Source organism: Pseudomonas sp. HMWF021, assembly GCF_003061005.1.
Classification (GTDB): domain Bacteria; phylum Pseudomonadota; class Gammaproteobacteria; order Pseudomonadales; family Pseudomonadaceae; genus Aquipseudomonas.
Window position 1 is genome coordinate 75,806 of sequence record NZ_QAIK01000041.1, and the last position, 22,649, is coordinate 98,454.

General features: G+C 60.2%; 22 protein-coding genes and 1 pseudogene. 12 read left to right on the forward strand and 11 right to left on the reverse strand.

What is annotated here, in order from left to right; all coding sequences use genetic code 11:
• Nucleotides 1-368, forward strand: a pseudogene (locus DBR18_RS28760) (hypothetical protein); the annotation flags it as partial.
• 90 nt (nt 369-458) lie between these two features.
• On the opposite strand, the gene DBR18_RS05220 reads toward DBR18_RS28760, so the two are convergent.
• Complete coding sequence (locus DBR18_RS05220) at nt 459-1,784, reverse strand: sigma-54 dependent transcriptional regulator (RefSeq protein ID WP_108589512.1); 1,326 nt, start codon at nt 1,782-1,784, stop codon at nt 459-461.
• A gap of 344 nt (nt 1,785-2,128) precedes the next feature.
• Here DBR18_RS05220 and DBR18_RS05225 point away from each other — a divergent pair, with 344 nt between their 5' ends.
• The 3 genes from DBR18_RS05225 (at nt 2,129) to nhaB (ending at nt 5,540) form a co-directional block, all read left to right on the forward strand.
• A complete protein-coding gene (locus DBR18_RS05225) occupies nt 2,129-2,395 on the forward strand; it encodes a hypothetical protein (RefSeq protein WP_108589513.1) in 267 nt (88 codons plus the stop codon).
• Between the two features lie 281 nt (nt 2,396-2,676).
• Complete coding sequence (locus DBR18_RS05230; RefSeq protein WP_108589514.1) at nt 2,677-3,966, forward strand: hypothetical protein; 1,290 nt, start codon at nt 2,677-2,679, stop codon at nt 3,964-3,966.
• 71 nt (nt 3,967-4,037) lie between these two features.
• Complete coding sequence (nhaB, locus tag DBR18_RS05235) at nt 4,038-5,540, forward strand: sodium/proton antiporter NhaB (protein ID WP_108589515.1); 1,503 nt, start codon at nt 4,038-4,040, stop codon at nt 5,538-5,540.
• A gap of 101 nt (nt 5,541-5,641) precedes the next feature.
• Here nhaB and DBR18_RS05240 read toward each other — a convergent pair whose 3' ends face one another.
• Genes DBR18_RS05240 through gnd form a run of 3 tightly spaced genes read right to left on the reverse strand, consistent with a single transcriptional unit; the run spans nt 5,642 to nt 8,969 of the window.
• Complete coding sequence (locus tag DBR18_RS05240; RefSeq protein ID WP_108589516.1) at nt 5,642-6,448, reverse strand: HAD family hydrolase; 807 nt, start codon at nt 6,446-6,448, stop codon at nt 5,642-5,644.
• Entirely contained in the window at nt 6,445-7,968 is a 1,524-nt protein-coding gene (gene zwf / locus DBR18_RS05245; RefSeq protein WP_108589517.1) for a glucose-6-phosphate dehydrogenase, read from the reverse strand. The genes DBR18_RS05240 and zwf overlap by 4 nt, the downstream gene beginning before the upstream one ends.
• Nucleotides 7,965-8,969 (reverse strand): phosphogluconate dehydrogenase (NAD(+)-dependent, decarboxylating), encoded by a 1,005-nt coding sequence (gene gnd, locus DBR18_RS05250; RefSeq protein ID WP_305891527.1) that lies wholly within the window; start codon nt 8,967-8,969, stop codon nt 7,965-7,967. Before gnd ends, zwf begins: the two co-directional genes overlap by 4 nt.
• Nucleotides 8,970-9,219: 250 nt before the next feature.
• Here gnd and DBR18_RS05255 point away from each other — a divergent pair, with 250 nt between their 5' ends.
• The 3 genes from DBR18_RS05255 to DBR18_RS05265 all read left to right on the forward strand — a co-directional run bounded on the left by DBR18_RS05255 (nt 9,220) and on the right by DBR18_RS05265 (nt 11,871).
• On the forward strand, nt 9,220-9,399 hold the full coding sequence (locus DBR18_RS05255; RefSeq protein ID WP_108589519.1) for a DUF6026 family protein: 180 nt from the start codon (nt 9,220-9,222) through the stop codon (nt 9,397-9,399).
• A 196-nt stretch (nt 9,400-9,595) separates the two neighbouring features.
• A complete protein-coding gene (locus tag DBR18_RS05260) occupies nt 9,596-11,344 on the forward strand; it encodes a phosphoethanolamine transferase CptA (protein WP_108589520.1) in 1,749 nt (582 codons plus the stop codon).
• A gap of 317 nt (nt 11,345-11,661) precedes the next feature.
• Nucleotides 11,662-11,871 carry a hypothetical protein gene (locus DBR18_RS05265; protein ID WP_108589521.1) on the forward strand — a complete coding sequence of 70 codons (210 nt, stop codon included), beginning with the start codon at nt 11,662-11,664 and terminating at the stop codon, nt 11,869-11,871.
• An 83-nt stretch (nt 11,872-11,954) separates the two neighbouring features.
• Here the strand turns inward: DBR18_RS05265 and DBR18_RS05270 are convergent, their stop codons facing one another.
• The 5 genes from DBR18_RS05270 to DBR18_RS05290 all read right to left on the reverse strand — a co-directional run bounded on the left by DBR18_RS05270 (nt 11,955) and on the right by DBR18_RS05290 (nt 16,524).
• Complete coding sequence (locus DBR18_RS05270; protein ID WP_108589563.1) at nt 11,955-12,452, reverse strand: GNAT family N-acetyltransferase; 498 nt, start codon at nt 12,450-12,452, stop codon at nt 11,955-11,957.
• 165 nt (nt 12,453-12,617) lie between these two features.
• On the reverse strand, nt 12,618-13,199 hold the full coding sequence (locus DBR18_RS05275; RefSeq protein ID WP_108589522.1) for a DinB family protein: 582 nt from the start codon (nt 13,197-13,199) through the stop codon (nt 12,618-12,620).
• 17 nt (nt 13,200-13,216) lie between these two features.
• A complete protein-coding gene (zapE, locus tag DBR18_RS05280; RefSeq protein WP_108589523.1) occupies nt 13,217-14,335 on the reverse strand; it encodes a cell division protein ZapE in 1,119 nt (372 codons plus the stop codon).
• Nucleotides 14,336-14,455: 120 nt separating this feature from the next.
• Nucleotides 14,456-15,415, reverse strand: a complete 960-nt coding sequence (gene speB, locus DBR18_RS05285; protein ID WP_108589524.1) for an agmatinase — start codon at nt 15,413-15,415, stop codon at nt 14,456-14,458.
• Between the two features lie 17 nt (nt 15,416-15,432).
• Nucleotides 15,433-16,524, reverse strand: a complete 1,092-nt coding sequence (locus DBR18_RS05290) for a polyamine ABC transporter substrate-binding protein (RefSeq protein ID WP_108589525.1) — start codon at nt 16,522-16,524, stop codon at nt 15,433-15,435.
• A gap of 99 nt (nt 16,525-16,623) precedes the next feature.
• Between DBR18_RS05290 and DBR18_RS05295 the strand changes: the two genes are divergently transcribed.
• The 3 genes from DBR18_RS05295 to DBR18_RS05305 all read left to right on the forward strand — a co-directional run bounded on the left by DBR18_RS05295 (nt 16,624) and on the right by DBR18_RS05305 (nt 19,738).
• A complete protein-coding gene (locus tag DBR18_RS05295) occupies nt 16,624-17,517 on the forward strand; it encodes a LysR family transcriptional regulator (RefSeq protein WP_108589526.1) in 894 nt (297 codons plus the stop codon).
• A gap of 215 nt (nt 17,518-17,732) precedes the next feature.
• Nucleotides 17,733-19,199, forward strand: a complete 1,467-nt coding sequence (locus DBR18_RS05300) for a nucleobase:cation symporter-2 family protein (RefSeq protein WP_108589527.1) — start codon at nt 17,733-17,735, stop codon at nt 19,197-19,199.
• Between the two features lie 65 nt (nt 19,200-19,264).
• The gene (locus tag DBR18_RS05305) at nt 19,265-19,738 is read left to right on the forward strand and encodes an LEA type 2 family protein (RefSeq protein ID WP_108589528.1); all 474 of its coding nucleotides are present in this window, start codon (nt 19,265-19,267) and stop codon (nt 19,736-19,738) included.
• 140 nt (nt 19,739-19,878) lie between these two features.
• Here DBR18_RS05305 and DBR18_RS05310 read toward each other — a convergent pair whose 3' ends face one another.
• Complete coding sequence (locus tag DBR18_RS05310; protein WP_108589529.1) at nt 19,879-20,802, reverse strand: carbon-nitrogen hydrolase family protein; 924 nt, start codon at nt 20,800-20,802, stop codon at nt 19,879-19,881.
• Nucleotides 20,803-20,886: 84 nt separating this feature from the next.
• Here DBR18_RS05310 and DBR18_RS05315 point away from each other — a divergent pair, with 84 nt between their 5' ends.
• Nucleotides 20,887-21,801 carry a LysR family transcriptional regulator gene (locus tag DBR18_RS05315; protein WP_108589530.1) on the forward strand — a complete coding sequence of 305 codons (915 nt, stop codon included), beginning with the start codon at nt 20,887-20,889 and terminating at the stop codon, nt 21,799-21,801.
• Between the two features lie 7 nt (nt 21,802-21,808).
• On the opposite strand, the gene DBR18_RS05320 is transcribed toward DBR18_RS05315, so the two are convergent.
• Nucleotides 21,809-22,063, reverse strand: coding sequence for a hypothetical protein (locus DBR18_RS05320; protein WP_003224595.1), 255 nt, complete (start codon nt 22,061-22,063; stop codon nt 21,809-21,811).
• Between the two features lie 153 nt (nt 22,064-22,216).
• On the opposite strand from DBR18_RS05320, the gene DBR18_RS05325 reads away from it, so the two are divergent.
• The gene (locus DBR18_RS05325) at nt 22,217-22,534 is read left to right on the forward strand and encodes a YqjD family protein (protein ID WP_047602264.1); all 318 of its coding nucleotides are present in this window, start codon (nt 22,217-22,219) and stop codon (nt 22,532-22,534) included.
• Nucleotides 22,535-22,649: the final 115 nt, after the last annotated feature.

Here is a 22,649-nt window from a genome sequence, read left to right on the forward strand (position 1 = left end):
GCCTGTCCTACACCCACAACCTGGAAGAGTCGTTCGACGACATCAGTTCGACCGTCAACCAGAAAACCCCGGGCAAGGTGCGCATTGGCGACAGCTTCCAGATCGGCGCCGGTATCGCGTTTGCGCTGAACGAGAAGATGAGTATGTCGTTCTCGGTGTCTGACCTGGTGCAACGCAAGAGCAAGCTGAAACAGGATGGCGGTGATTGGGAGTCGGTGGTTTCCAGTGACGCCAACGCGGGTTATTTCAACGTCGGCATGACCATTGCGGCCACGGATAACCTGACCATCGTACCCAACCTGTCCATCGGCATGACCGACGATGCCCCGGACTTTTCCTTCAGCCTGAAATTCCCGTACTACTTCTAGAGCACAGCAAAAGATCGCAGCCTGCGGCAGCTCCTACAGGGTTACAAATGTAGGAGCTGCCGCAGGCTGCGATCTTTTGATCTTGTGTACCTAGCGAATCTGATGTTTATGCAGCAGGCGATAAAACGTCGGCCGCGACACCCCCAGCACTTTCGCCGCGACACTGAGATTATCGCTGTGCCGGTTCAATACGTCGCACAGGGCCTGGCGCTCGGCGCGGGTCTTGTAGTCTTCCAGCGTCCCCATCGGCGTGGAAATCGAGTGCTGGCTGATCAATCCCAGATCCCGGGCCTCAATCTGCCGCCCCTCCGCCAGAACCAGACCCCGTCGCACACGGTTGGCCAGTTCGCGAACGTTGCCCGGCCAGTCGTGTTTGCCCATCGCGATCAACGCATCCTCACTGAAGCTGCGCGGCCGGCGTCCGGTTTCATGGCTGTAGAAATGCGAAAAATGGTTGGCCAGCATCGACAAGTCGCCATGGCGCTCACGCAGCGGCGCGGTCACCACTTGCAGCACATTGAGCCGGTAATACAGATCCTCACGAAAACGTTTTTTCTCGATGGCTGCTTCCAGATCCACGTGAGTCGCCGCCAGCACCCGCACGTCAACCGGAATCGGCTGACTGCCCCCGACCCGCTCAATGTGTTTTTCCTGCAGAAAGCGCAGCAGATTGGCTTGCAATTCCAGTGGCAGATCGCCGATTTCATCCAGAAACAGCGTGCCGCCGTTGGCCGCCTCGATGCGTCCTACCTTGCGCTGATGCGCGCCGGTGAACGCGCCTTTCTCATGCCCGAACAGTTCGGACTGAATCAGGTGTTCGGGAATCGCCCCGCAATTGATCGCCACGAACGGCTTGCTGTGACGCTGCGACTGGCGATGCAGGGTACGGGCGACCAGTTCTTTGCCGGTGCCACTCTCGCCGCGAATCAGCACCGGTGATTCGGTCGGCGCCAGTTTGCTCAGCAGTTTGCGCAGCTCGCGGATCGGTTTGCTGTCGCCGAGCAGCTCATGCTCGGGCTGATCGACGTGAATTGTGCCTTGCCCGCGCAGGCGCGCCATGCCGAACGCGCGCCCGAGCGTCACCTGCACGCGCGAGACATCGAACGGCAAGGTATGGAAGTCGAAAAACCATTCGCAAACGAAGTCCCCGACATTCTGTAAACGCAGGACCTCCTGATTGAGCACGGCAATCCACTCGGTGCCGCTGCGGCTGATCAGTTCCTTGACTGCTTCGGGGCGTTCCAGGTGAAAGGGTTGCAAACGCAGCAGGCCGACATCGCAAGAGCGATCACCGGCGTTATCCAGGGTACAACTATCGACATCCCAGCCAACGGCGCGCAAACCGGGTAGCAGTCGGTGACAGTCGTCGCACGGGTCGACCACCAATAAACGTCGTAACGCAGGCGCTTCGCTCATGACTGTTCCTTGGCGCCAAATTTAAGGAAATTATTGTAAAAACAGTCATTTGGCAGACCCGACTGTAACATTAGCAAGAATTTGACGGGGCCTTGTATCAATTGCTTATAAACGTACAACGCAACGAGTTATAAGACTGAACGTGGTTAGTTAGCTATCGATTCCAATCTTTCATGGAGCTTTCAAAACGCTCAAAAAAACCAGAGTCATGAGAGAAAGTTGAAATTTCTTTGTGACGAGTGTGACCTGCCAGCCGGTTGCGTGCATCAGTACAAGTAACCAGCCGAACGGTAAGCCCAACCGACGGCACATCACTTGATTGGGCACGACAGAGAGAAGACCCCATGACCGCCCCGCTCCGTATCAACGAAGCTCTTTTGATTGCCAACCACGCCTTTAAACCCTTCCAGTGCGTGGCCTGGGCTCCACAAGACGGCAACGGTGAACTGAACCTGACCGTCATTGACCGTACCAACTCGCATATCGGCCGCAAGCAGATCCCGAGCAGCGCCTATTCCGATCCGGCGCAACTCGAACAACTGTTGCAACAGGCTCGCGCTGAATTGAGCGAAGAAGGTCACATCCTGCAATCGTGGTCGATGCCACACTGATCAGCGGGCATTGCGGATGACTTTCCGGGTCATCCGCCCTCTCCCCGTTAGTTCTCTTTTGTTACTCATCTGCAGAACGTCTGTATAACTTCTCATTAGTTTGCCCAGCGTAATTACTTGGCACGCTTGCAATTGGTTCAAAAAGACACTGTTCTGGCACAGTGCGACCGTCCACCTGTTAGTTCTGTCAGTTGAACTTGCGCGTCTTCAGGGATTGAATGTTCCGCTCATGCAGTTACCCGCCCGATTCGGGCCAGGTCAACTTGCAAGGAGAAGCATGCATGTCCACCGAGAACGCCTTTGCACCCCCGGCATTACTGAATAACACCGGACAACTCGACCCGCTTTTCGGCAAGGCCGGCATTGCGCAGGTGTATTTCGCCGACAGTATTTCCAGCATCACCCAAGGCGTGGCCCTGGACCATCAGGGTCGGGTGCTGGTCGCCGCCAAGGTCAGCACCGCCAACGGCAGTTGTTTCGGCCTTGCGCGCATGCACGCTGATGGTTCGGCCGATCTTGCTTTCGGCCAGCAAGGCAGCGTGATCGGCATCTTCGAGCAGGGTTTCGAGGCCTCCGGCGGCAAGGTCATGGTTTTACCTGATGGCAGGATCCTGCTCGCCGGCCTGCATTATGCTAACGCCCATCGCACCTTGCCCGCTCTCGCCCTGTTCAGCGCTCAAGGGCTGCCCGACCCGAGCTTTGGCGAAAATGGCCGCAAAGTGGTACGCCTGCCCGGCGACCTGTCCATTGGCTCGCGTGATGCCTGGCTGCCCCCGGGTGTGGCCGGCGCCGAAGCCTGCGACGTTGCTGTACAGGACGATGGGCACATCCTGCTGATCGCCAATCATCATTTCGAACTCGCCGACCATGCTGGCATGCTGATCCGCCTCACCCCTGAAGGCGATCTGGATAAAACCTTCAATGGTCGCGGCTTCGTCATGATCCGGCACCTGCTGCTCAATACCTGGCTCAGCTGCCTGCTGTTACAAGCAGACGGGCGCGTGATCGTCGGCGGCTCGATCGACTTCCCCCAGGAAGGCCTGCTGGCCCGCTATCTGCCGGATGGCCGCCTCGACGACCGTTTCGCCGTGGACGGCTTTCTGGCGTTCAAGGCGCGCGGGCAAAGCGCGCAGGTCAGCCAGGTCATTCAGTCAGGAGAACATTTGCACTGTTTTGGCAGCAGCCGTGACCCGATCCGCTGCATGGCGCTGAGCCTGCACCTGAACGGGCGCCCCGATCTGCACTGCAACGCCGGTCACCCGCAACTGCTGGAGATCGGCCCCAGCGGCTGCCAGTGGAGCGCTGCACAACGGATGGACGACGGCCGGATCCTGGCGGTGGGGGCGACAATCGGCGGGGTCGAGGCTGATTTCATCGTTGCTCGATACCTTGCCGACGGCCGCCTCGACCCACATTTCGGCAACGGTCATGGCTGGTTGCGCACGCGGTTGGGCCGCAGCCTCGATACCGCGAACTCACTCACATTACAGCCCGACGGCGAGATTCTTGTCGGCGGCTTTTCACTGGACGGCAACTACCGGGCAATGGTCGCGCGTTATCTGAATCAATAATTTCCCGATTACTTGAACTTGTTCGACTGTTACGGCAACTTGCGCGCTTCTTTAAAGACAAGGAGCAGCCGATGTCCGGCTCAATCGCCCAGGCGTTCGCGCACAATTTTCTCGGGCAATCCCCCCGTTGGTACAAGGCGAGCATCGTCGGTTTCCTGATTCTCAATGCACTGGTGCTGTGGACGGTGGGGCCTGTCGCTGCCGGCTGGCTGCTGGTGATTGAATTCATCTTCACCCTCGCCATGGCGCTCAAATGCTATCCGTTGATGCCCGGCGGTCTGTTGCTGATCGAAGCCCTGCTGCTGAAGATGACCACCCCGCAAGCGCTCTACGATGAGCTGGTGCACAACTTTCCGGTGATCCTGCTGCTGATGTTCATGGTGGCCGGCATCTACTTCATGAAGGACCTGCTGCTGTTTCTCTTTTCACGCCTGCTGTTGGGTGTGCGTTCAAAAGCTGCGCTGGCATTGATGTTCTGCTTTCTCTCGGCGTTTCTGTCGGCGTTCCTCGATGCATTGACGGTGACTGCCGTGATCATCAGTGCAGCGGTGGGTTTTTACTCGGTGTATCACCGCGTCGCTTCGGGCAATGATCCGCGCCAGGACACCGAGTACAGCGACGATCAGCATCTGCCCGAATTGCACCACGAAGACCTGGAACAGTTCCGCGCTTTTTTGCGCAGCCTGCTGATGCACGGCGCGGTCGGCACGGCGCTGGGTGGCGTTTGCACGCTGGTCGGTGAGCCACAGAATCTGTTGATCGGCCACGAACTGGGCTGGCATTTCGCCGAGTTCTTCCAGAAAGTCGCGCCGGTGTCACTGCCGGTGTTGGTGGCGGGCCTGGTGACTTGCGTTTTGCTGGAGAAGCTGCGCTGGTTCGGATACGGCACCTTGTTGCCGGACAACGTGCGCGCGGTGCTGGCCAATTTCGCCGCTGAAGACAACGCGGGGCGCACCCCGCGCCAGCGTGCCGCCCTGCTGGTGCAAGGCGCTGCGGCATTGATCCTGATTGGTTGCCTGGCGTTTCACGTCGCGGAGGTCGGGCTGATCGGTCTGATGGTGATCGTGTTGATCACTGCGTTCACTGGCATTACCGACGAGCATCGTCTGGGCAGCGCGTTCAAGGACGCCATGCCGTTCACCGCATTGCTGGTGGTGTTCTTTGCGGTGGTGGCGGTGATTCATGATCAGCAACTGTTCGCCCCGCTGATCCAGTGGGTGCTGGCGCTGCCGGCGGAGCAACAGCCAGGCATGCTGTTCATCGCCAACGGCCTGCTCTCGGCGATCAGTGACAATGTGTTCGTCGCCACGATTTACATTACCGAAGTGAAACAGGCCTTCCTGTCCGGGCACATGAGCCGCGAACATTTCGAGACACTGGCGATCGCGATCAACACCGGCACCAACCTGCCGAGCGTGGCGACCCCAAATGGTCAGGCGGCTTTCCTGTTTCTGCTGACGTCCTCGATTGCGCCGCTGGTGCGCCTGTCGTACGGGCGGATGGTGTGGATGGCGTTGCCGTACACCGTGGTAATGGGGTTGCTGGGCTGGTATGCCGTCAGCTACTGGCTCTGACAACAACCTCATGCAGGAGCTGCCGAAGGCTGCGATCTGTTGATCTTGCTGCATAAAAATCAAAGTCAAAAGATCGCAGCCTGCGGCAGCTCCTACAGGTGTTACTGGAGGATGTATTTTTCGATCGCCTGGGCCACGCCGTCCTCGGTGTTGGGGGCTGTGACGACATCGGCCTGGCGCTTGACCGCCTCGTCTGCCTGCCCCATGGCAATCGACAATCCCGCGCAATGGAACATCGCCGGGTCATTGCCGCCGTCGCCAATGGCTGCCGTCTGTTCAAGCGGGATGCCGAGATGTGCGGCAATCGTCGTCAGTGCGGTGCCCTTGTTGGCTTCCAGCGCTGTGACGTCCAGATACACCGGTTGCGAGCGCGAAACCTGGGCCATGCCGTTGACCTTGGGCAACAGACGCGCCTCAAGCTCGATCAGCAGATCCGTGTTGTTGCTGGTGGCGACGATCTTGTCGATGCGCTGCAGATACGGTTCGAAACTCTCGACCACCACCGGCGGATAACCGAGGCCGTGCTGCTCGCGCGGCACCATTGGCCCGTGCGGATCCTTGAGCAACCAGTCGCCGCCACTGAACACCCAGATTTCCACCTCCGGCTGATCGGCGAATGTTGCCAATGCGATCAACGCGGTGGTCGCCGGCAGGTAATGCGCCACCAGCACACTACCGTCCGGATTGACGATGGTGCCGCCATTGAAAGCGGCGGTTGGCAGATCGACACCCAGGGCTTCGATCTGCTGCAACATGGCTTTGGGCGGACGCCCGGTCGCGAGGCTGAACAACACGCCGGCCTCGCGCAACGAGCGAACGGCGTCGATGGTGCGCTGGCTCAGGCTGTGATCGGGCAACAACAGAGTGCCGTCCATGTCGCTGAGCAAAAAGCGGATCGAGTCACTCATCCCAGACCATGCCAGACGCGGCCATCGCGAGTCAGCAGATCATTGGCGGCTTGCGGGCCATCTTCACCGGCGGCGTAAGTCTGTACGCTCGCGTCCTGCTGCCAGGCGTCAAGGAACGGCTGCACCGCACGCCAGCCGTTTTCGATGTTGTCGGCGCGCTGGAACAGTGTCTGGTCGCCGGTCAGGCAGTCGTAGATCAGCGTCTCGTAACCCGTCGACGGCTGCATCTCGAAGAAATCCTTGTAGGCAAAACCCAGTTCGATGTTGGCCATGTTCAATGCCGGCCCCGGCCGTTTGGCCAGCAGGTCGAACCACATGCCTTCGTTTGGCTGGATCTGGATGCGCAGATACGTCGGCTGCAGTTCATCGACTTCGGTGTCGCGGAACTGCGCGTACGGCGCCGGTTTGAAGCAGATGACGATTTCGGTGTCGCGCACGCTCATGCGCTTGCCGGTGCGCAGGTAGAACGGCACGCCGACCCAGCGCCAGTTGTCGATCATGACTTTCAGCGCGACATAGGTTTCGGTGCTGCTGTCGGACGAAACGTTCGGTTCCTGACGATAACCGGCCAACGCCTTGCCATCGACTTCGCCGGCGCTGTACTGGCCGCGTACCGAGTTGGCCCGTGCCTCTTCGACCGTCCATGGGCGGATCGCGCCGACCACTTTGGCCTTCTCGCCCCGCACCGCATCGGCGCCAAACGCGGCCGGCGGCTCCATGGCCACCATCGCCAGCAACTGGAACAGGTGATTGGGCACCATGTCGCGCAGGGCACCGGTGTGCTCGTAAAAACTGCCACGGGTTTCGACGCCGACGGTTTCCGCCGCGGTGATCTGTACGTGATCGATGTAGTGATTGTTCCAGAACGCCTCGAACAGGCTGTTGGAGAACCGGCTGACCAGAATGTTCTGCACGGTTTCCTTGCCCAGGTAATGGTCGATCCGGTAGATCTGCTTCTCGGACATGACCTTTAGCAGGCAGGCGTTCAACGCTTCGGCGGTCTGCAGATCGGAGCCGAACGGCTTCTCGATCACCACCCTTCTGAACGCTTCGGGGGTTTCCTCCAGCAGTTTGGCGGCGCCCAATCGACGTACCACTTCACTGAAGAAACGCGGCGCGGTAGCCAGGTAGAACACCGCATTGCCGGTGCCGCTGTCGGCGATTTTTGCCGCCAGCGCAGAATAAGTGCTGTCATCCAGGAAATCGCCCTGGACGTAGCTGATACCTTTGGCGAGCTTGGCCCACAAGGCCGGATCAAGCATCTGATCGCCCTTGCCGACCTTCGCCGCCACTTCGGTGCGGATGAAGTCTTCGAGCTTTTGCGCGAAGGCTTCATCGGTAATGGCGTTGTGGTCAACGCCGACGATCCGCAGGTTCTCGTCAAGCAGGCCGTCGCGACTGAGGTTGTACAGCGCCGGCATCAGCAAGCGCTTGACCAGGTCGCCGTGGGCACCGAACAGAAACAGCGTGGTCGGTGGTGCGGGTTCTGCCTTGGATTTTCTGCGGATCGTATGGGTCATTTCTTCGGAGTCTCCACGTGGCCGCCAAAGCCGAAGCGCTGGGCCGAAAGAATCTTGTCGCCAAAAGTGCCCTGACCGCGGGAGCGGTAACGGGAGAACAGCGAGTTCGACAGCACCGGAACCGGCACCGCCTGCTCCATCGCCGCTTCGATGGTCCATTGACCTTCACCGCTGTCAGCCACCGAACCGGAGAAACCGTCGAGCTTCGGATCGCTGGCCAGTGCATCGGCAGTCAGATCGAGCAACCACGAGGAAACGACGCTGCCACGACGCCAGACTTCGGCGATGTCGGCAACGTTCAGGTCGAAACGCTGATCTTCCGGCAGACGCTCGCTGGACTTGGTCTTGAGGATGTCGAAGCCTTCGGCGAACGCGGCCATCATGCCGTACTCGATGCCGTTGTGAATCATCTTCACGAAGTGCCCGGCACCGGCGGGACCGGCGTGGATGTAGCCGTGCTCGGCGCGGTGATCATCGGACTTGCGGTCCTTGGTGCGCGGGATCTCGCCCATGCCCGGCGCCAGAGCGGCGAACAGCGGATCCAGACGGTTCACGGTCTCGGCATCGCCGCCGATCATCATGCAATAGCCGCGCTCCAGGCCCCAGACGCCGCCGGAGGTGCCGACGTCGATGTAATGCAGGCCCTTCCCGGCCAGGGTTTTCGCCCGGCGGATGTCATCCTTATAGTTGGTGTTGCCACCGTCGATGATGGTGTCACCGGCTTCCAGCAAGTCGCTCAGGGTGTTGATGGTGTCTTCGGTCGGCGCGCCGGCCGGCAGCATGACCCAAACGGCACGTGGCTTGGCCAGGCCTGCCACCAGCGCTGGCAGGTCGGCAACGCCCGTGGCGCCCTCGGCGGCCAGGGTGTCGACAAAAGCGGTATTGCGGTCGTAAACAACGGTGGTGTGACCGTTGAGCATCAGACGTCGCGCAATATTGCCGCCCATGCGGCCCAGTCCAATAATCCCGAGTTGCATGTGCTGATGCTCCTTACTACAAATAAATGTGTGTCATTGGTTATAGCCCAACGCGACTGATGGAGGTTAGTCCAGAGCGTTGCGATGAAGTTTCCGGGCATTGTGCCCGATCCAGACTGATAACGCCCCGAATCATGCCGAAGACACACCGACCATCAAAAATAAAAAAGTTCCATTCATGGACAAAAGAAATCAAAATTGGCGCCGATAGCAAGTCAGTAGCCCCGCCGCGGGGACGATTTGCAGTTGAGACACGCCATTTGCGAGGTGAGCAATGGGCACAGTACACACAGCAATGCCGCCACAAACCCTGTACGTCACGATCCGTCGCGACGAATTGCGTCAGTTGAAAGACGAACGCGACCAGTTGAAGGCGGAACTCGCCCAGCTGCGTCAAATGACCCAGAGCCTGCAGCCACAGCCGCTACCGATCATCCAGCGCAAGCACGCTTGACCGCCCCCGCCTGTTTCGGGAACAGTTCGCCTGTTCCCGACATGATTCACCCTTCCCCAGTACACGCAACTAACAAAGTTTTCACACATGCTTGGCGATACTCCGGCCCATTCTGGCCGCGCCTGCGCGCGTGGCCTCCGTTCGTCGGCTAACAGGGAAGCTCCGGCGGTGGTCAACGACTGAGCTGGAGTGCTGAATGGCATTGTTCAAACGCAGCAAAACGACTGCGACAGGTTTCGACTGGGCCGGGGTTCTCTGGCTGTTCGCGTTCTTCTGGTATTTCTCGGGCATCACCCAACTGCTGATTCAGCTGACCGGCACCTCCGGCTTCAGCGGTTTCCGTCAGGCTTTTGTCATGAGCGCGCTGTGGCTCGCGCCGATGCTGGCGTTTCCCAAGCGCACCAAACTGCTGGCCGCGCTGATCGGTATCGTGCTGTGGGCCTGCTCCATGGCCAGCCTGGGTTACTTCTTCATCTATCAGCAGGAATTCTCGCAAAGCGTCATCTTCATCATGTTCGAGTCGAACGTGTCTGAAGCTGGCGAATACATGACCCAGTACTTTGCCTGGTGGATGGTTCCGGCGTTCCTCGCCCATACCGCTTTCGCCTACTTCCTGTGGACGCGCCTGCGCCCGGTGTACATGCCCCGTGGCCGTGCATTCGTCGCAGCGATAGCGATCCTGATCGCCGTGGTCGGCTACCCACTGATCAAGCAGACCCAGCGCACCGGCAGTTTCGCCGGCGGTTTCGAGAAGTTCGAAGACCGCATCGAGCCGGCCGTGCCGTGGCAGATGGCCGTGGCTTACCACCGTTACCTCGACACCCTGGCCGGCATGCAGGACATGCTGCACAGTGCGAGCAAGGTTCCACCGCTGCATAACCTCAAGGTTGCAGACGCCGACAAGCCCTCGACGCTGGTGCTGGTGATCGGCGAGTCGACCAACCGTCAGCGCATGAGCCTTTACGGCTATCCGCGCAAGACCACGCCGGAACTGGACAAGCTCAAAGATCAACTGTCGGTGTTCGACAACGTCATCACCCCGCGCCCTTACACCATCGAAGCGTTGCAACAGGTGCTGACCTTCGCCGACGAAGAAAATCCGGACCTGTACCTGTCCACGCCGTCGCTGGTCAGCATGATGAAACAGGCCGGCTACAAAACCTTCTGGATCACCAACCAGCAGACCATGACCAAACGCAACACCATGCTCACGACCTTCTCCGAACAGGCCGACGAGCAGGTGTACCTGAACAACAACCGCAACCAGAACGCGGCGCAGTACGACGGCGACGTGATCGAACCGTTCAACAAGGCCCTGACCGACCCGGCTCAACGCAAGCTGATCGTCGTGCACCTGCTCGGCACCCACATGAGCTATCAGTACCGCTATCCGCCGAGCTTCGACAAGTTCCAGGACCGTACCGGCGTGCCGGCCGGTGTGCGTGACGATCAGGTGCCGACCTACAACAGCTACGACAACGCCGTGCTGTACAACGATTTCGTGGTATCGAGCCTGATCAAGGATTACGCCAAGTCCGATCCGAACGGCTTCCTGCTGTACCTCTCCGACCACGGTGAAGACGTGTTCGACTCGGCCGGCCACAACACCCTGGGCCGTAACGAGAACAAGCCAACCGCACCGATGTACACGATTCCGTTCATGGCCTGGGCTTCGCCGAAATGGCGCGAAAACCATGACTGGAACTTCGCCGCAGATCTGGGCCGGCCTTACAGCAGCTCGCACTTGATCCACACGTGGGCGGACATGGCCGGTTTGAGTTTCGATGAACTGGACCGCACCAAGAGCCTGGTCAGCGACAGCTTCAAGCCGCGTCCGCTGATGATCGGCAACCCTTATGAGCGTGAGCAGCGCGCTTTGATCGACTTCAGCCTCATGAAGCCGAAAAAGACCGAGCCAGTCCCCGCCGGGGTGGCCAAGCAGTAACTCGAAAGGGGCCTGAAAAGGCCCCTTTTTTCATGCCTCAGAGACACCGCAAGCGGAACTCAGGGCAATCTCTTCGAAGAACGCCTGAACACGGCGAAGGCCGTGTTCTGAAGCAGGCAGGACAACATTGCCGAACGGTATAACCCAGCGCCACCGGCCCCGCTGTCCGGCGAAGCGTTTCTCCAGCCCTTCCGGGTGACAGGTCACCCAAGCCCTCACCTCGCCTGTTAACCCCGAGTTAATTCCCCGTCGCGACACTGTGCCCCGAGTACTGCTTCATGGACGAACGGCTCCCACGTTTTTCAGTAGGAGGCACCATGAAAACCACCACCGCTATTCTCGCCGGGCTACTCGCCCTCGGTTCCGCCAGCGCCTTTGCCGAGGGCGGCGCCGAACGCATGCGACATTATTACGACAACTTCCCGGTCCACCACGCGCAAAGCGAACAGCAGACCGAATCCAGCACCACAGAACTGAAGGTTCCAGACGATCAGACCGCGCAAGTCACCGAGTCTTATCGCAATTGATTCACCGAGCAACCGATGGACCTCCGATGGCTCCGCTCTGGCCTCGGAGACGACAGTTGGGCGCCCTCCCTGGGCGCCTTTTTTTATGCTTGCAGATCCTTGATCCAGAACAGCATGCGGCCATGCGCCGGGTCGAACATCCCCGGGGCGAAGCCGAACTTGCGGTAAGAGTTCTGTGCCACCTCGTTGCCCTCGAGCACTTCCAGGGTGATCTTGCAGCAACCGCGCTGACGGCAGATTTCCTCGACCTTGCGCAGCATTTTCTGGCTCAGGCCGAGGCCGCGAAATTTGCTCACGACCGCCACGTCGTGAACATTGACCAGTGGTTTGCAGGCAAACGTCGAGAACCCTTCGAAGCAGTTCACCAGCCCTGCCGGCTCGCCGCCGACGAATGCCAGCACACTGAACGCGTGCGGCCTGCGGGCCAGCTCTTCAGGCAGACGACGCAGCAGTTCCGGGTCAAGCGAATGTCCGCCGCCCATGGGATCTTCTGCGTAGTGATTGAGCACGATGCCGATGGCTTCGGCGTGCAGTGGATTGGTGTAACTGGCTTGCAGCACAAGCATTTCTGCGGAATCCATTTCCATCCCCGATCATGGCCCCGGCGCACAAGGTGCGCACCTGAAAGGCCGATCGACCTTAACGCGAGGATGTCGCAGGCCACAACCCGAGAAACCCGAATATCGATCCCATAACAAATCAATGTAGGAGCTGCCGCAGGCTGCGATCTTTTGACTTTTCAACCATCAACGCCCCCAAATCAGCTCTTCCGTCCACCCCAACTCGGCAAAATCCTGAGCCCGCAACCCGCTCTCGCCGGCGCAGAAAAACTCATCCAGCTGCGGCGGTTTCACCGAGGTCGTGCTGAGCATCGCATGCACCTGCCCACGATGATGGATCTGGTGCTCGAACAAGTGCGAAAGGATACGCAGACGACTGTCATGCTGCGGCGTTTCACGGGCGATGGTGACGATCCGCCCCAGATCGGCATCGCGCAATTGCTCGCAACAGGCGATCAGGCGTCGATCCACGTGCGCCTGCTCCTCGCGCAATGCTGCGGCCTCGGTAAACGGCTCGTCGTGGGTGAAAAACACGTAGCAGTCGGGATGCGGTTCGTCACCGCGCAACTCGCGCTCCAGTGCATCGACGTAGAACCAGTCGCAGGTGAGGATGTGATTGAGCGTCAGACGGATGCTCGGAAAGAAGCTCGCTCGCGGCGCTGCCAGCGCGTCAGCATCGAGCTGGCGCCAGGCCTTGCCGAGGCGGTGATTGGCCCACGCGTTCTGGTAGGCCATGGTCAGTAAATGATGAGACAGCGATTGACTCATGCTCGCGCCCTCTTCGCTCAGGATTCGGCAAAACGCTGCAGCTGCATCTCCTGCAAACGGCTGAGGGTGCGCCGGAACGGGAATTCCAGATAACCCTCGGTGTACAGCGCCTCCATCGGCACCTGAGCCTCGATATACAGCGGGACTTTACGGTCGTAACACTCGTCCACCAACGCTATGAAACGGCGTACCCCGTCGTCATGTACCGACAGCTGCGGCAGTTCACGGTCACCGGCCACCACCTGCGCCGAGCCGTCTTCCGTTCCCCGGGCGATACGCCCTTCACGTTTTTGTGCGCTGAGGTTCGGCACCTCGCTCAACAGGATAGACCGATAGCCGTCGCACAACGCGATGAAGTCCATCGCGGCGAACGGTTGCTCGCAGAGATCGGCATAGCGGCACCATAAAACCGTTGCGCTGGCCTGCACCACATTCAATACGCGATGGCCGACAGACACCGGTTCTGCGCTGGCGGGTTGCCCGGCATTGAGTGCCTGGAAAACCTTGTCCAGCGCACTGCCCTGCCCTGGTGCAGCGACAAAATAACGCTGCTCGACCGCGCCCGGATGCAGGCGATGGTCCTCGGCCCCGTTCACCGCCACAACCTGCATGTGTGCCTTGATCGCGGCAATCGCCGGGACGAAGCGATCACGGTTGAAGCCGTCGGCGTACAGCTGATCCGGCGGCAGGTTGGAAGTGCAGACGATCACCACGCCTTCGTCGAACATCACCTGAAACAGGCGTCCGAGGATGATTGCATCGCCAATGTCATTGACGAACAGTTCGTCGAAGCACAGCACCCGCACTTCCGCCGCCAGCTCCTTGGCCAACGCCCGCAGCGGGTCGGCGATGCCGGTCAACTGGAACGAGCGCTGGTGCACCCAGCCCATGAAGTGATGGAAGTGCTGCCGTCGGGCCGGCACCCGCAAAGTCTGATAGAACTGATCCATCAACCAGGTCTTGCCGCGCCCGACCGGGCCCCACAAGTAAACACCGGTGACTGAACGGGCACCGGCGTGCAAGGCTTCATGGCATTTTTGCAAGGCCCAGACCGCGTGCTCCTGGGCTTCATCCTGGATGAAACCCTTGTGCTCGATCGCGTGTTGCCAGGCGCTTAAAGGAGAGTCGAAAGTCATGCGCGGCAGTATATATCCCTGTAGGAGCTGCCGAGTGCAACGAGGCTGCGATCTTTTGATTTTGTTTTAAAGATCAAAAGATCGCAGCCTTCGGCAGCTCCTACAGGGGATTGTGTGTTTTTAAAGGTCGACTTTGTGTCGGGCGGCGTAAAGGCAGAGCATTTCCATCGCCAGGGTTGCCGCCGCCAGTGAGGTGACTTCTGCATGGTCATACGCCGGCGCGACTTCCACCACGTCCATGCCCACCAGATTGATTCCGCGCAAGCCGCCGAGGATTTCCAGCGCCTGCACTGTGCTCAGGCCACCGCACACCGGGGTGCCGGTGCCGGGGGCGAATGCCGGGTCGAGGCAATCGATATCAAAGGTCAGGTACACCGGGTGGTCGCCGACCCGCGCGCGAATCGCCTCGACAATCGCCTCGCAGCCACGCCGATGCACCTGGCGCGCGTCGAGTACGGCAAAACCCTGATGATCGTCATTGGTGGTGCGCAAACCGATCTGCACCGAGCGCGCCGGATCCACCAGGCCTTCCCTGGCCGCGTGCCAGAACATGGTGCCGTGATCGACACGTTTGCCGTCCTCGTCCGGCCAGGTGTCGCTGTGCGCATCGAAGTGAATCAGCGACAGCGCGCCGTGTTTGCGGGCATGGGCCTTGAGCAGCGGATAGGTGATGAAGTGATCGCCGCCAAACGTCAGCATCGCACTGCCGGCATCGAGAATTCGTTGCGCGTGAGCCTCGATGCTCTCGGGGATGGTGTGCGGCGAGCCGTAATCGAAATCGCAGTCGCCGTAATCGATCACCGCCAGATGATCGAATGGATCGAACGTCCACGGCCAGTGCCGTTCCCAGGCGATCCCGGTGGAAGCGGCGCGAATCCCCCGAGGCCCGAAACGCGCGCCCGGGCGGTTGCTGGTGGCGGTGTCGAACGGTACGCCGCTGACTGCCACGTCGACGCCGCGCAAATCACGGCTGTAGCGGCGACGCATGAAACTGGTGATCCCGGCGTAGGTGCTTTCGGCTGAGGTGCCGTACAGGCTGTCGCGGGTCATGGCTTGGTCGTTGAGCATCGGCACGTCCATCGGTGTGCTCCTTTTTGTTATTGATGGCTACGGAAAGTGGTCCAAAGGCGCGTGCGCTGACGCATGTCCTTGAGGCTCATGCTGCGGTCGGCGTACAAGCGCTCACGCATCTCGGCGGGCGGGTAAATGTCCGGGTCATTGCGCACGGCCTCATCCACCAGCGGCGTCGCGGCCGTGTTGGCGGTGGCGAAAAACAGCGTATTGGTCAGCTCGGCGACCGATTCGGGGCGCAGCATGAATTCGATGAACGCCCGCGCCGCTTGCGGATTGGGCGCATCCTTGGGAATCGCCAGGTTGTCCTGCCAGATCAACGTGCCTTCGCGAGGGATCCGGTACGCGACTTCATAGGGTTTGCTGGCCTTGTGCGCCTGATCGGCAGCCATGCTCACGTCGCCGTTGTAGGTCAGCGCCAGACACACGCTGCCATTGGCCAGATCGCTGATCTGCCGGCCGGTGGCGACGTACAGCACCGAAGGCTGAAGTTTCTGCAATAAGGCTTCGGCGGCGGCCAGATCATTCTTGTCGGTGCTGTAGGGATCCTTGCCCAGATAGTGCAGCGCCAGCCCAATGACCTCCTGCGGCGAATCGAGCACGGCAATCCCGCAATCCTTGAGCTTGCTGGCGTATTCAGGCTTGAACAGCAGGTCGAGGCTGTTGAGTGGCACGTCCGGCAGGCGCTTTTTCACCGCCTCGACATTCAATCCCAGCCCGAGCGTGCCCCAGGTGTACGGCACGGCGTAGCGGTTGCCGGGATCAACGGCAGCCAGTTTCTCCAACAGATCAGGATCGAGGTTGGCGTAACCCTTGAGACCTTCGTGGGGGATTTCCTTCAAGGCGCCCGCCGCCAAGCCCCGGGCCAGAACACTGGAGGACGGCACCACCACGTCATAACCGCTGCCACCGGTGAGCAACTTGGTCTCCAACACCTCGGAGGTATCGAAAGTGTCGTAGCGCACATGAATCCCGGTCTCCTGCTCGAAACGCTGCAGCGTCTGCGACGGCACGTAATCGGCCCAGCTGTAGAGATTGAGGGTCTTGTCCTCGGCCTGTGCCTGCAGGGCCACGGACAACAACAGCGCGGGAAAACACAGCTTGAACACGGGAGCCATGACGAACACCTGAGCGGAGGAAGTGACTGCAGGATGCGCCGTCGGATACATTGCAGAAATATCAAGTTTGTTAACCTGACTTTATCTGGGAGTAATGTGATGCTCGGTCAGCTTCACGACGTCGATTTGCAGTTGCTGCGCCTGTTTGTGCGGGTGGTGGAGTGCGGCGGCTTCAGTGCGGCGCAAGGTGAGCTGGGCCTGAGCCAGTCGAGCATCAGCCAGCAGATGGCCAAGCTCGAAACCCGCCTGGGTTATCGCCTGTGTAGCCGTGGCAAGGGCGGTTTCAGCGTCACGCCCAAGGGTGAGCAACTGCTGATCGCCATTCGTACGCTGTTCGAATCCATTGAAACCTTTCGCCACCAATCCAACGGCGTCGCCGGACGGCTGATCGGTGAGGTGCGCCTGGGCTTGTCCGAAGCGCTTGATCAATCGGTGTTGCTGCGGGTGGCGGATGCGATCCGGCGTTTTCGCGAGCGCGATGAGTCGGTGCGCATCGAGTTGATCAGCGCGATGCCCGGGGAGATGGAGCGCCTGTTGCTGCAACAGCGACTGGACCTGGCCATCGGTTACTTTTCGCAGGTGCAGAGCGCTTTCAACTACCACGAACTGTTCAGGGAAACCCAGCATCTGTACTGCGCGAAGGGGCATCCGCTATTCAGTGTCGATACGCCGGATGATGCCGCGCTGCAGGCCTGCGACCGGGTGGATCATCCGTACCGGTTCCTGCGCACGGGCGAGCCGTTCCCGGACAAGCGCTTTTCCGCGCGTTCGGAACAGGTCGAGGGCACCCTCGCCTTCATACTTTCCGGCAAACACGTGGATTATCTGCCTGATCACTATGCGCGGGTCTGGGAGGACAAAGGCTTGCTGCGGGCGCTGCGACCCGGTGAGTTGAGTTTCGAGGTGGCGTTTCATCTGGCCCGACATCGGGCGCAGGTGCCGGGGGATGCGCAGAAGGCGTTTGAGGAAGATTTGCTCGCAGCCTTTGTTTGAAGATCAAAAGATCGCAGCCTTCGGCAGCTCCTACAGGAATGCAAAATGTAGGAGCTGCCGAAGGCTGCGATCTTTTGATTTAAGGGAAAATCCTCCTCAAGCCCAATAAATCCTGACCTTTCAGGCAATTTTTGCTCGTTGCCCTCGCCGTCCTCTTCCGGCATCCTGCGCCTCCATTTTCTGACCCGGCCCCGCCTTACGGCGCGCAAAACACCATGACCGCCTCTGAAAAAGTCCCGCGCAACAACGATCTGATCTACGGCCTCAACGACCGTCCGCACCTGACCGCCACGGTGTTCGCCGCACTGCAGCACGTGCTGGCGAGCTTCGTCGGCATCATCACCCCGACCCTGATCATGGGCGGCGCCCTGGGCCTGCAAAGTGAAATTCCGTACCTGATCAGCATGGCGCTGTTCGTCTCCGGTCTGGGCACCTTCGTTCAGGCGCGGCGTTTCGGCCCGGTCGGTTCCGGGTTGCTGTGCCTGCAAGGCACCAGTTTTTCCTTTATCAGCGTGATTCTCAGCGCCGGGTTCATGGTCAAGGCCCGGGGTGGCGGCACCGATGAAATTCTCTCGACGATTTTCGGCGTATGCTTTTTCGCAGCCTTCATCGAAGTGGTGCTGAGCCAGTTCATCGGCAAACTGCGGATGCTGATCACGCCGGTGGTCACTGGCACCATCATCACCCTGATGGGCCTGTCGCTGATCAAAGTGGCGATGACCGATATCGCCGGTGGCTTCGGCGCGCCCGATCTGGGTGCAGCCAGCCATGTGTTTCTGGCCGCGTTGGTGATCGGCACTATCGTTGTGCTGAACCGCGTCGACGTGCCGTTTCTGCGCCTGGGCGCGATCGTCATTGGCCTGACCCTCGGCTATGTGGTCGCTTGGCTGATGGGCACGGTGGATTTCGCCTCGATGCCCGAAGTGCCGCTGGTCAGCGTGCCAGTGCCGTTCAAGTACGGTTTCAACTTCGACTGGGTGGCGTTCGTGCCGGTGGCAGTGATCTTCCTGGTTTCGCCGCTGGAAGCCGCGGGCGACCTGACGGCCAACTCGATGATCTCGCGCCAACCGGTCAAAGGCCCGCTGTATATCCGCCGGATCAAATCCGGTCTGCTCGCCGATGGCCTCAACTCGGCCATGGCAGCGGTGTTCAACAGCATGCCGATGGTCACGTTCGCGCAGAACAACGGCGTGATCCAGCTGACCGGCGTCGCCAGCCGCTACGTGGCGTTCTTCATCGCCGGCCTGCTGGTGCTGCTGGGGCTGTTCCCGATGATCGGCGCGGTGCTGCAACTGATGCCCAAACCAGTGCTCGGCGGTGCCGAACTGGTGATGTTCGGCACCGTGGCCGTGGCCGGGATCAAGATCCTCGCCGAGGCCGGCCTGCATCGGCGCAACATGCTGATCGTGGCGATTTCCGTCGGCATGGGCCTGGGCATTGCTGCCGTGCCGGAGGTGCTGCGCGAGTTGCCACAAGCGCTACGCAACATTTTCGAATCGCCGATCACCGTCGGTGCGTTGTGCGCTATCGTGCTGAACATCTTCCTGCCGGAAGAATTCATTGAGCTGGAAGAAGACGATTTCGATCCGGAAGCGTCGATTCTGCAGGTCATGGAAAACCCCGATCTGCCGGCCAAAGCTGAACCTGCATCTGCAGCGGCGGTCGCACAGTTGAACCGCTGACGTTACGCCATTAAAAAAGGGCTGAGCCGGCAACGGTTCAGCCCTTTTTTGTTGAGAGACTGTTTATGCGCCGCGTCCACGCCGTCATCCTGTCCCTGCTGCTGTTGTCCCTGAGCGCCTGCGCACTGTTTCCCAACCGGGATCCGGTGAACATCAACGTGGTCGGCCTCGAACCGTTGCCGAGCCAGGATCTGGAAGTGCGCTTCGCCCTCAAGTTGCGGGTACAGAACCCCAACGAAACCGCCATCGATTACACCGGCATCGCCCTCGACCTTGAGGTCAACGGTCACCCTCTGGCGTCGGGTGTGAGCGATCAGGTCGGCTCGATCCCGCGCTTCTCGGAAGCCGTGGTCAGCGTACCGGTCAGTGTTTCTGCGTTCTCGGTGCTGCGCCAGACCCTGGGCCTGAGCCAGACGCAAACCCTCGACAACCTGCCCTACGTGCTGCGCGGCAAACTGGCGGGCGGATTGTTCGGCACCATGCGGTTTGTCGACAGTGGCAAGCTGAGCTTGCCAAAGGCTACTGCTGCGACGTGGTAAATAAACAATTTTGCAACCGCTCATAAATACCTGTGGGAGCTGGCTTGCCAGCGATAGGGCCGCATCAGCCAGCATCGTCGTTGCTGACAGTCCGCCATCGCTGGCAAGCCAGCTCCCACAGTTTTTCAATCAGCCCGAAGTCATGCGGTAAAGCGCACACCCGGTTTGGCGCGTTCATCAACCGACAACTCAAACACATCCGGCCGCGCATAGTGGCCGACCACGTCATAGTCATACCGCGCGCGAACCAGTTCATCGGTATCGATCTCAGCCGTGAGCAACCCCGCTTCGCCCCGCAACGGCCCGGCCAGCACATCGCCCATCGGCCCGACAATCACGCTGCCACCGGCAATCAACGGACGGTCCGCCGGCCAATTGGCAATCTCCACGCCCAACTCGTTCGGCGAGGCCTGTACCTGACAGGCGCTGACCACAAAGCAGCGGCCCTCATGGGCGATGTGACGCATGCTGACCTGCCACATCTCGCGTTCGTCCACGGTCGGCGCACACCAGACTTCAATGCCCTTGGCGTACATCGCCGTGCGCAGCAGCGGCATCATGTTTTCCCAGCAAACCACGGCGCCGAGCCTGCCGACCTGAGTGTCGAGCACCGGCAGCGTCGAGCCATCGCCCTTGCCCCAGATCAGCCGTTCGGTGCCGGTCGGCATCAGTTTGCGATGCTTGGCCACCAGCCCTGCTTGCGGATCGAAATACAGTGCCGTGCAATACAACGTGCTGCCGGCGCGCTCGATGACGCCGATCACCAGATTGGCTCCGGTACGCGCCGACAAACCGGCCAATGCTTCGGTTTCCGCTCCCGGCACATCGATGGCGTTGGCGAAGTACCGGGCATAGGCCTCACGTCCCTCGGGCAAGCGATAACCGAGCTGGGTGCCAAATCCTTCACCTTTCGGGTAGCCACCGAGCAGCGCTTCGGGCATGACCACCAACGCCGCGCCGGACTCGCTGATCGCGCCCTCCCAGCTCAGGATCTGCTCCAGGGTTTCAGCCTTGCCACCGGGCAAGGCACCGATCTGCAGCGCGGCAACTATTGATTTGGGCATTGCGTTCACTCCATCAGGTTCAAGTGTTGCCGATTCTGCGGCGGCACGGGATCATGAATAAAGCCCGACTCGCTGCTGAATGATATGAACCATATGAATATCGCAACCATCGACCTCAACCTGCTGAAAGTCTTCGAAGCCCTGCATGAAGAATCCAGCGCCAGCCGTGCGGCGCTGCGTCTGGGCGTGACGCAATCGGCGGTCAGTGCGGCGTTGCGCCGGTTGCGCGAGGTGTATGGCGATCAGCTGTTTGTACGCACCGGTCGCGGACTGGCGCCAACGCTCAAGGCCAATCAACTGAAACCGGTGGTCAGTGAAGCGCTGAACAAATGTCGGCAGAGCCTGGCGATGGTCGACCCGACGGCCCATCACTACGAGGGCCGTTCAGTGACCGTAGGCCTGTCGGATGATTTCGAAATCGCTTATGGCCGGCGCCTGATCGAAGAAATTGCCCGCAGCGCGCCCAAGCTGCGGCTGATCTTCCGCCAGACACACAGCCAGATCGTCGCCCGTGCCCTGATGGAGCGCAGTATCGACCTGGCGATCACTGCCGGTGGATTTGCCGAGCGCCTGCTCAGCCGACAAGTGTTGGGCGAAGGGGATTATGCGTGTCTGGTCGACCCGGGCAGTCTGGCGGCCGGTCAACAGAACATCGATTTACAGGAGTTTGTCGCCCGCGAACACATTCTGGTGTCTTCGGGCGGTTTCATCGGCATCACCGATGAAGGCCTGGCAGGGCTGGGCCTGAGTCGGCGGGTGTGCGCATCCACAACGCACTTTGCGGCGCTGCCGCATTTGCTCAGGGGCAGCGGCGCGGTGGCAACCATCCCGACCCATGCCGCCCGGGCGATTGCAGATCTCAGCGGGCTGGTGCTGCTGCCCTGCCCGCTGGCGCTGCCGCGTTACCCGATCGAACTGGGCTGGCGTACCAGCACGCAGATCGATCCGGTGGTAATCAAGGTGCGTGAGGCCGTTGTTGCTGCGTTCAACACGCTGTAAAGCGTGTTTACTTGTTGGCCGCCATCAGCCGGTTGACTTCACTGCGCACCATGTTGGCGAATTCCGGCGGGGACATGCCATCAAGCTCGGCGCGCACCCACTCGGCCCATTTGCCCTTGCGCTTGGAGCGTTCGCCGAACAACCGCGCGGCTTCGCCTTTGGCTTTGCCCAGATTGTTCTGCCAGAGTTCGAACAGACGGGATTTCTCGTCTTCCAGCGCGGCGCGCTCGGCGAGGGATTTGTCGGCCAGATTGAAACTCATGGGGAAATACCTGCTGCGTAAAATGGCGACATCTTACACGCTCGACGGAAATCTCCGGCGCAGGTTTTTTTTGCAGACCTAAAATCAGTGCAACTTTTCGCTCAGCGCCACACTCCATTGATCACTGTTCATCCATCTGCAAGGAGTCACCCAATGGCCCGCAAATCCCGCGTGCAAGCCGTCGAAGACCAAATCAAGGATCAAGCCTTCAGTGAACTTCAGGCGCTGATCGAAGAGTCCGACAAACTGCTCAAGAGCAGTGCCTCACTGGTTGGCGAAGAAGCAGAAACCCTGCGCGGGCAAATCGCCCTCAAGCTGCAACAGGCGCTGGACTCGGTGTCCAGCGTACGTGACCGCACCAAACCTGCGGTCGAGGCCACCGAGAGCTACATTGGCGGCCATCCATGGCAGACCGTGGCGATTTCCGCCGGTTTCGGTCTGGTAGTGGGTTTGCTGCTCGGTCGTCGTTGATCAACGGTTGTCAGAGCGCATTGTTGAATAAACCTGTGGCGAGGGAGCTTGCTCCCGCTGGACTGCGCAGCAGTCCCCTGTTCTCAAGCAGACAAAGGGGGCCGCTTCGCCACCC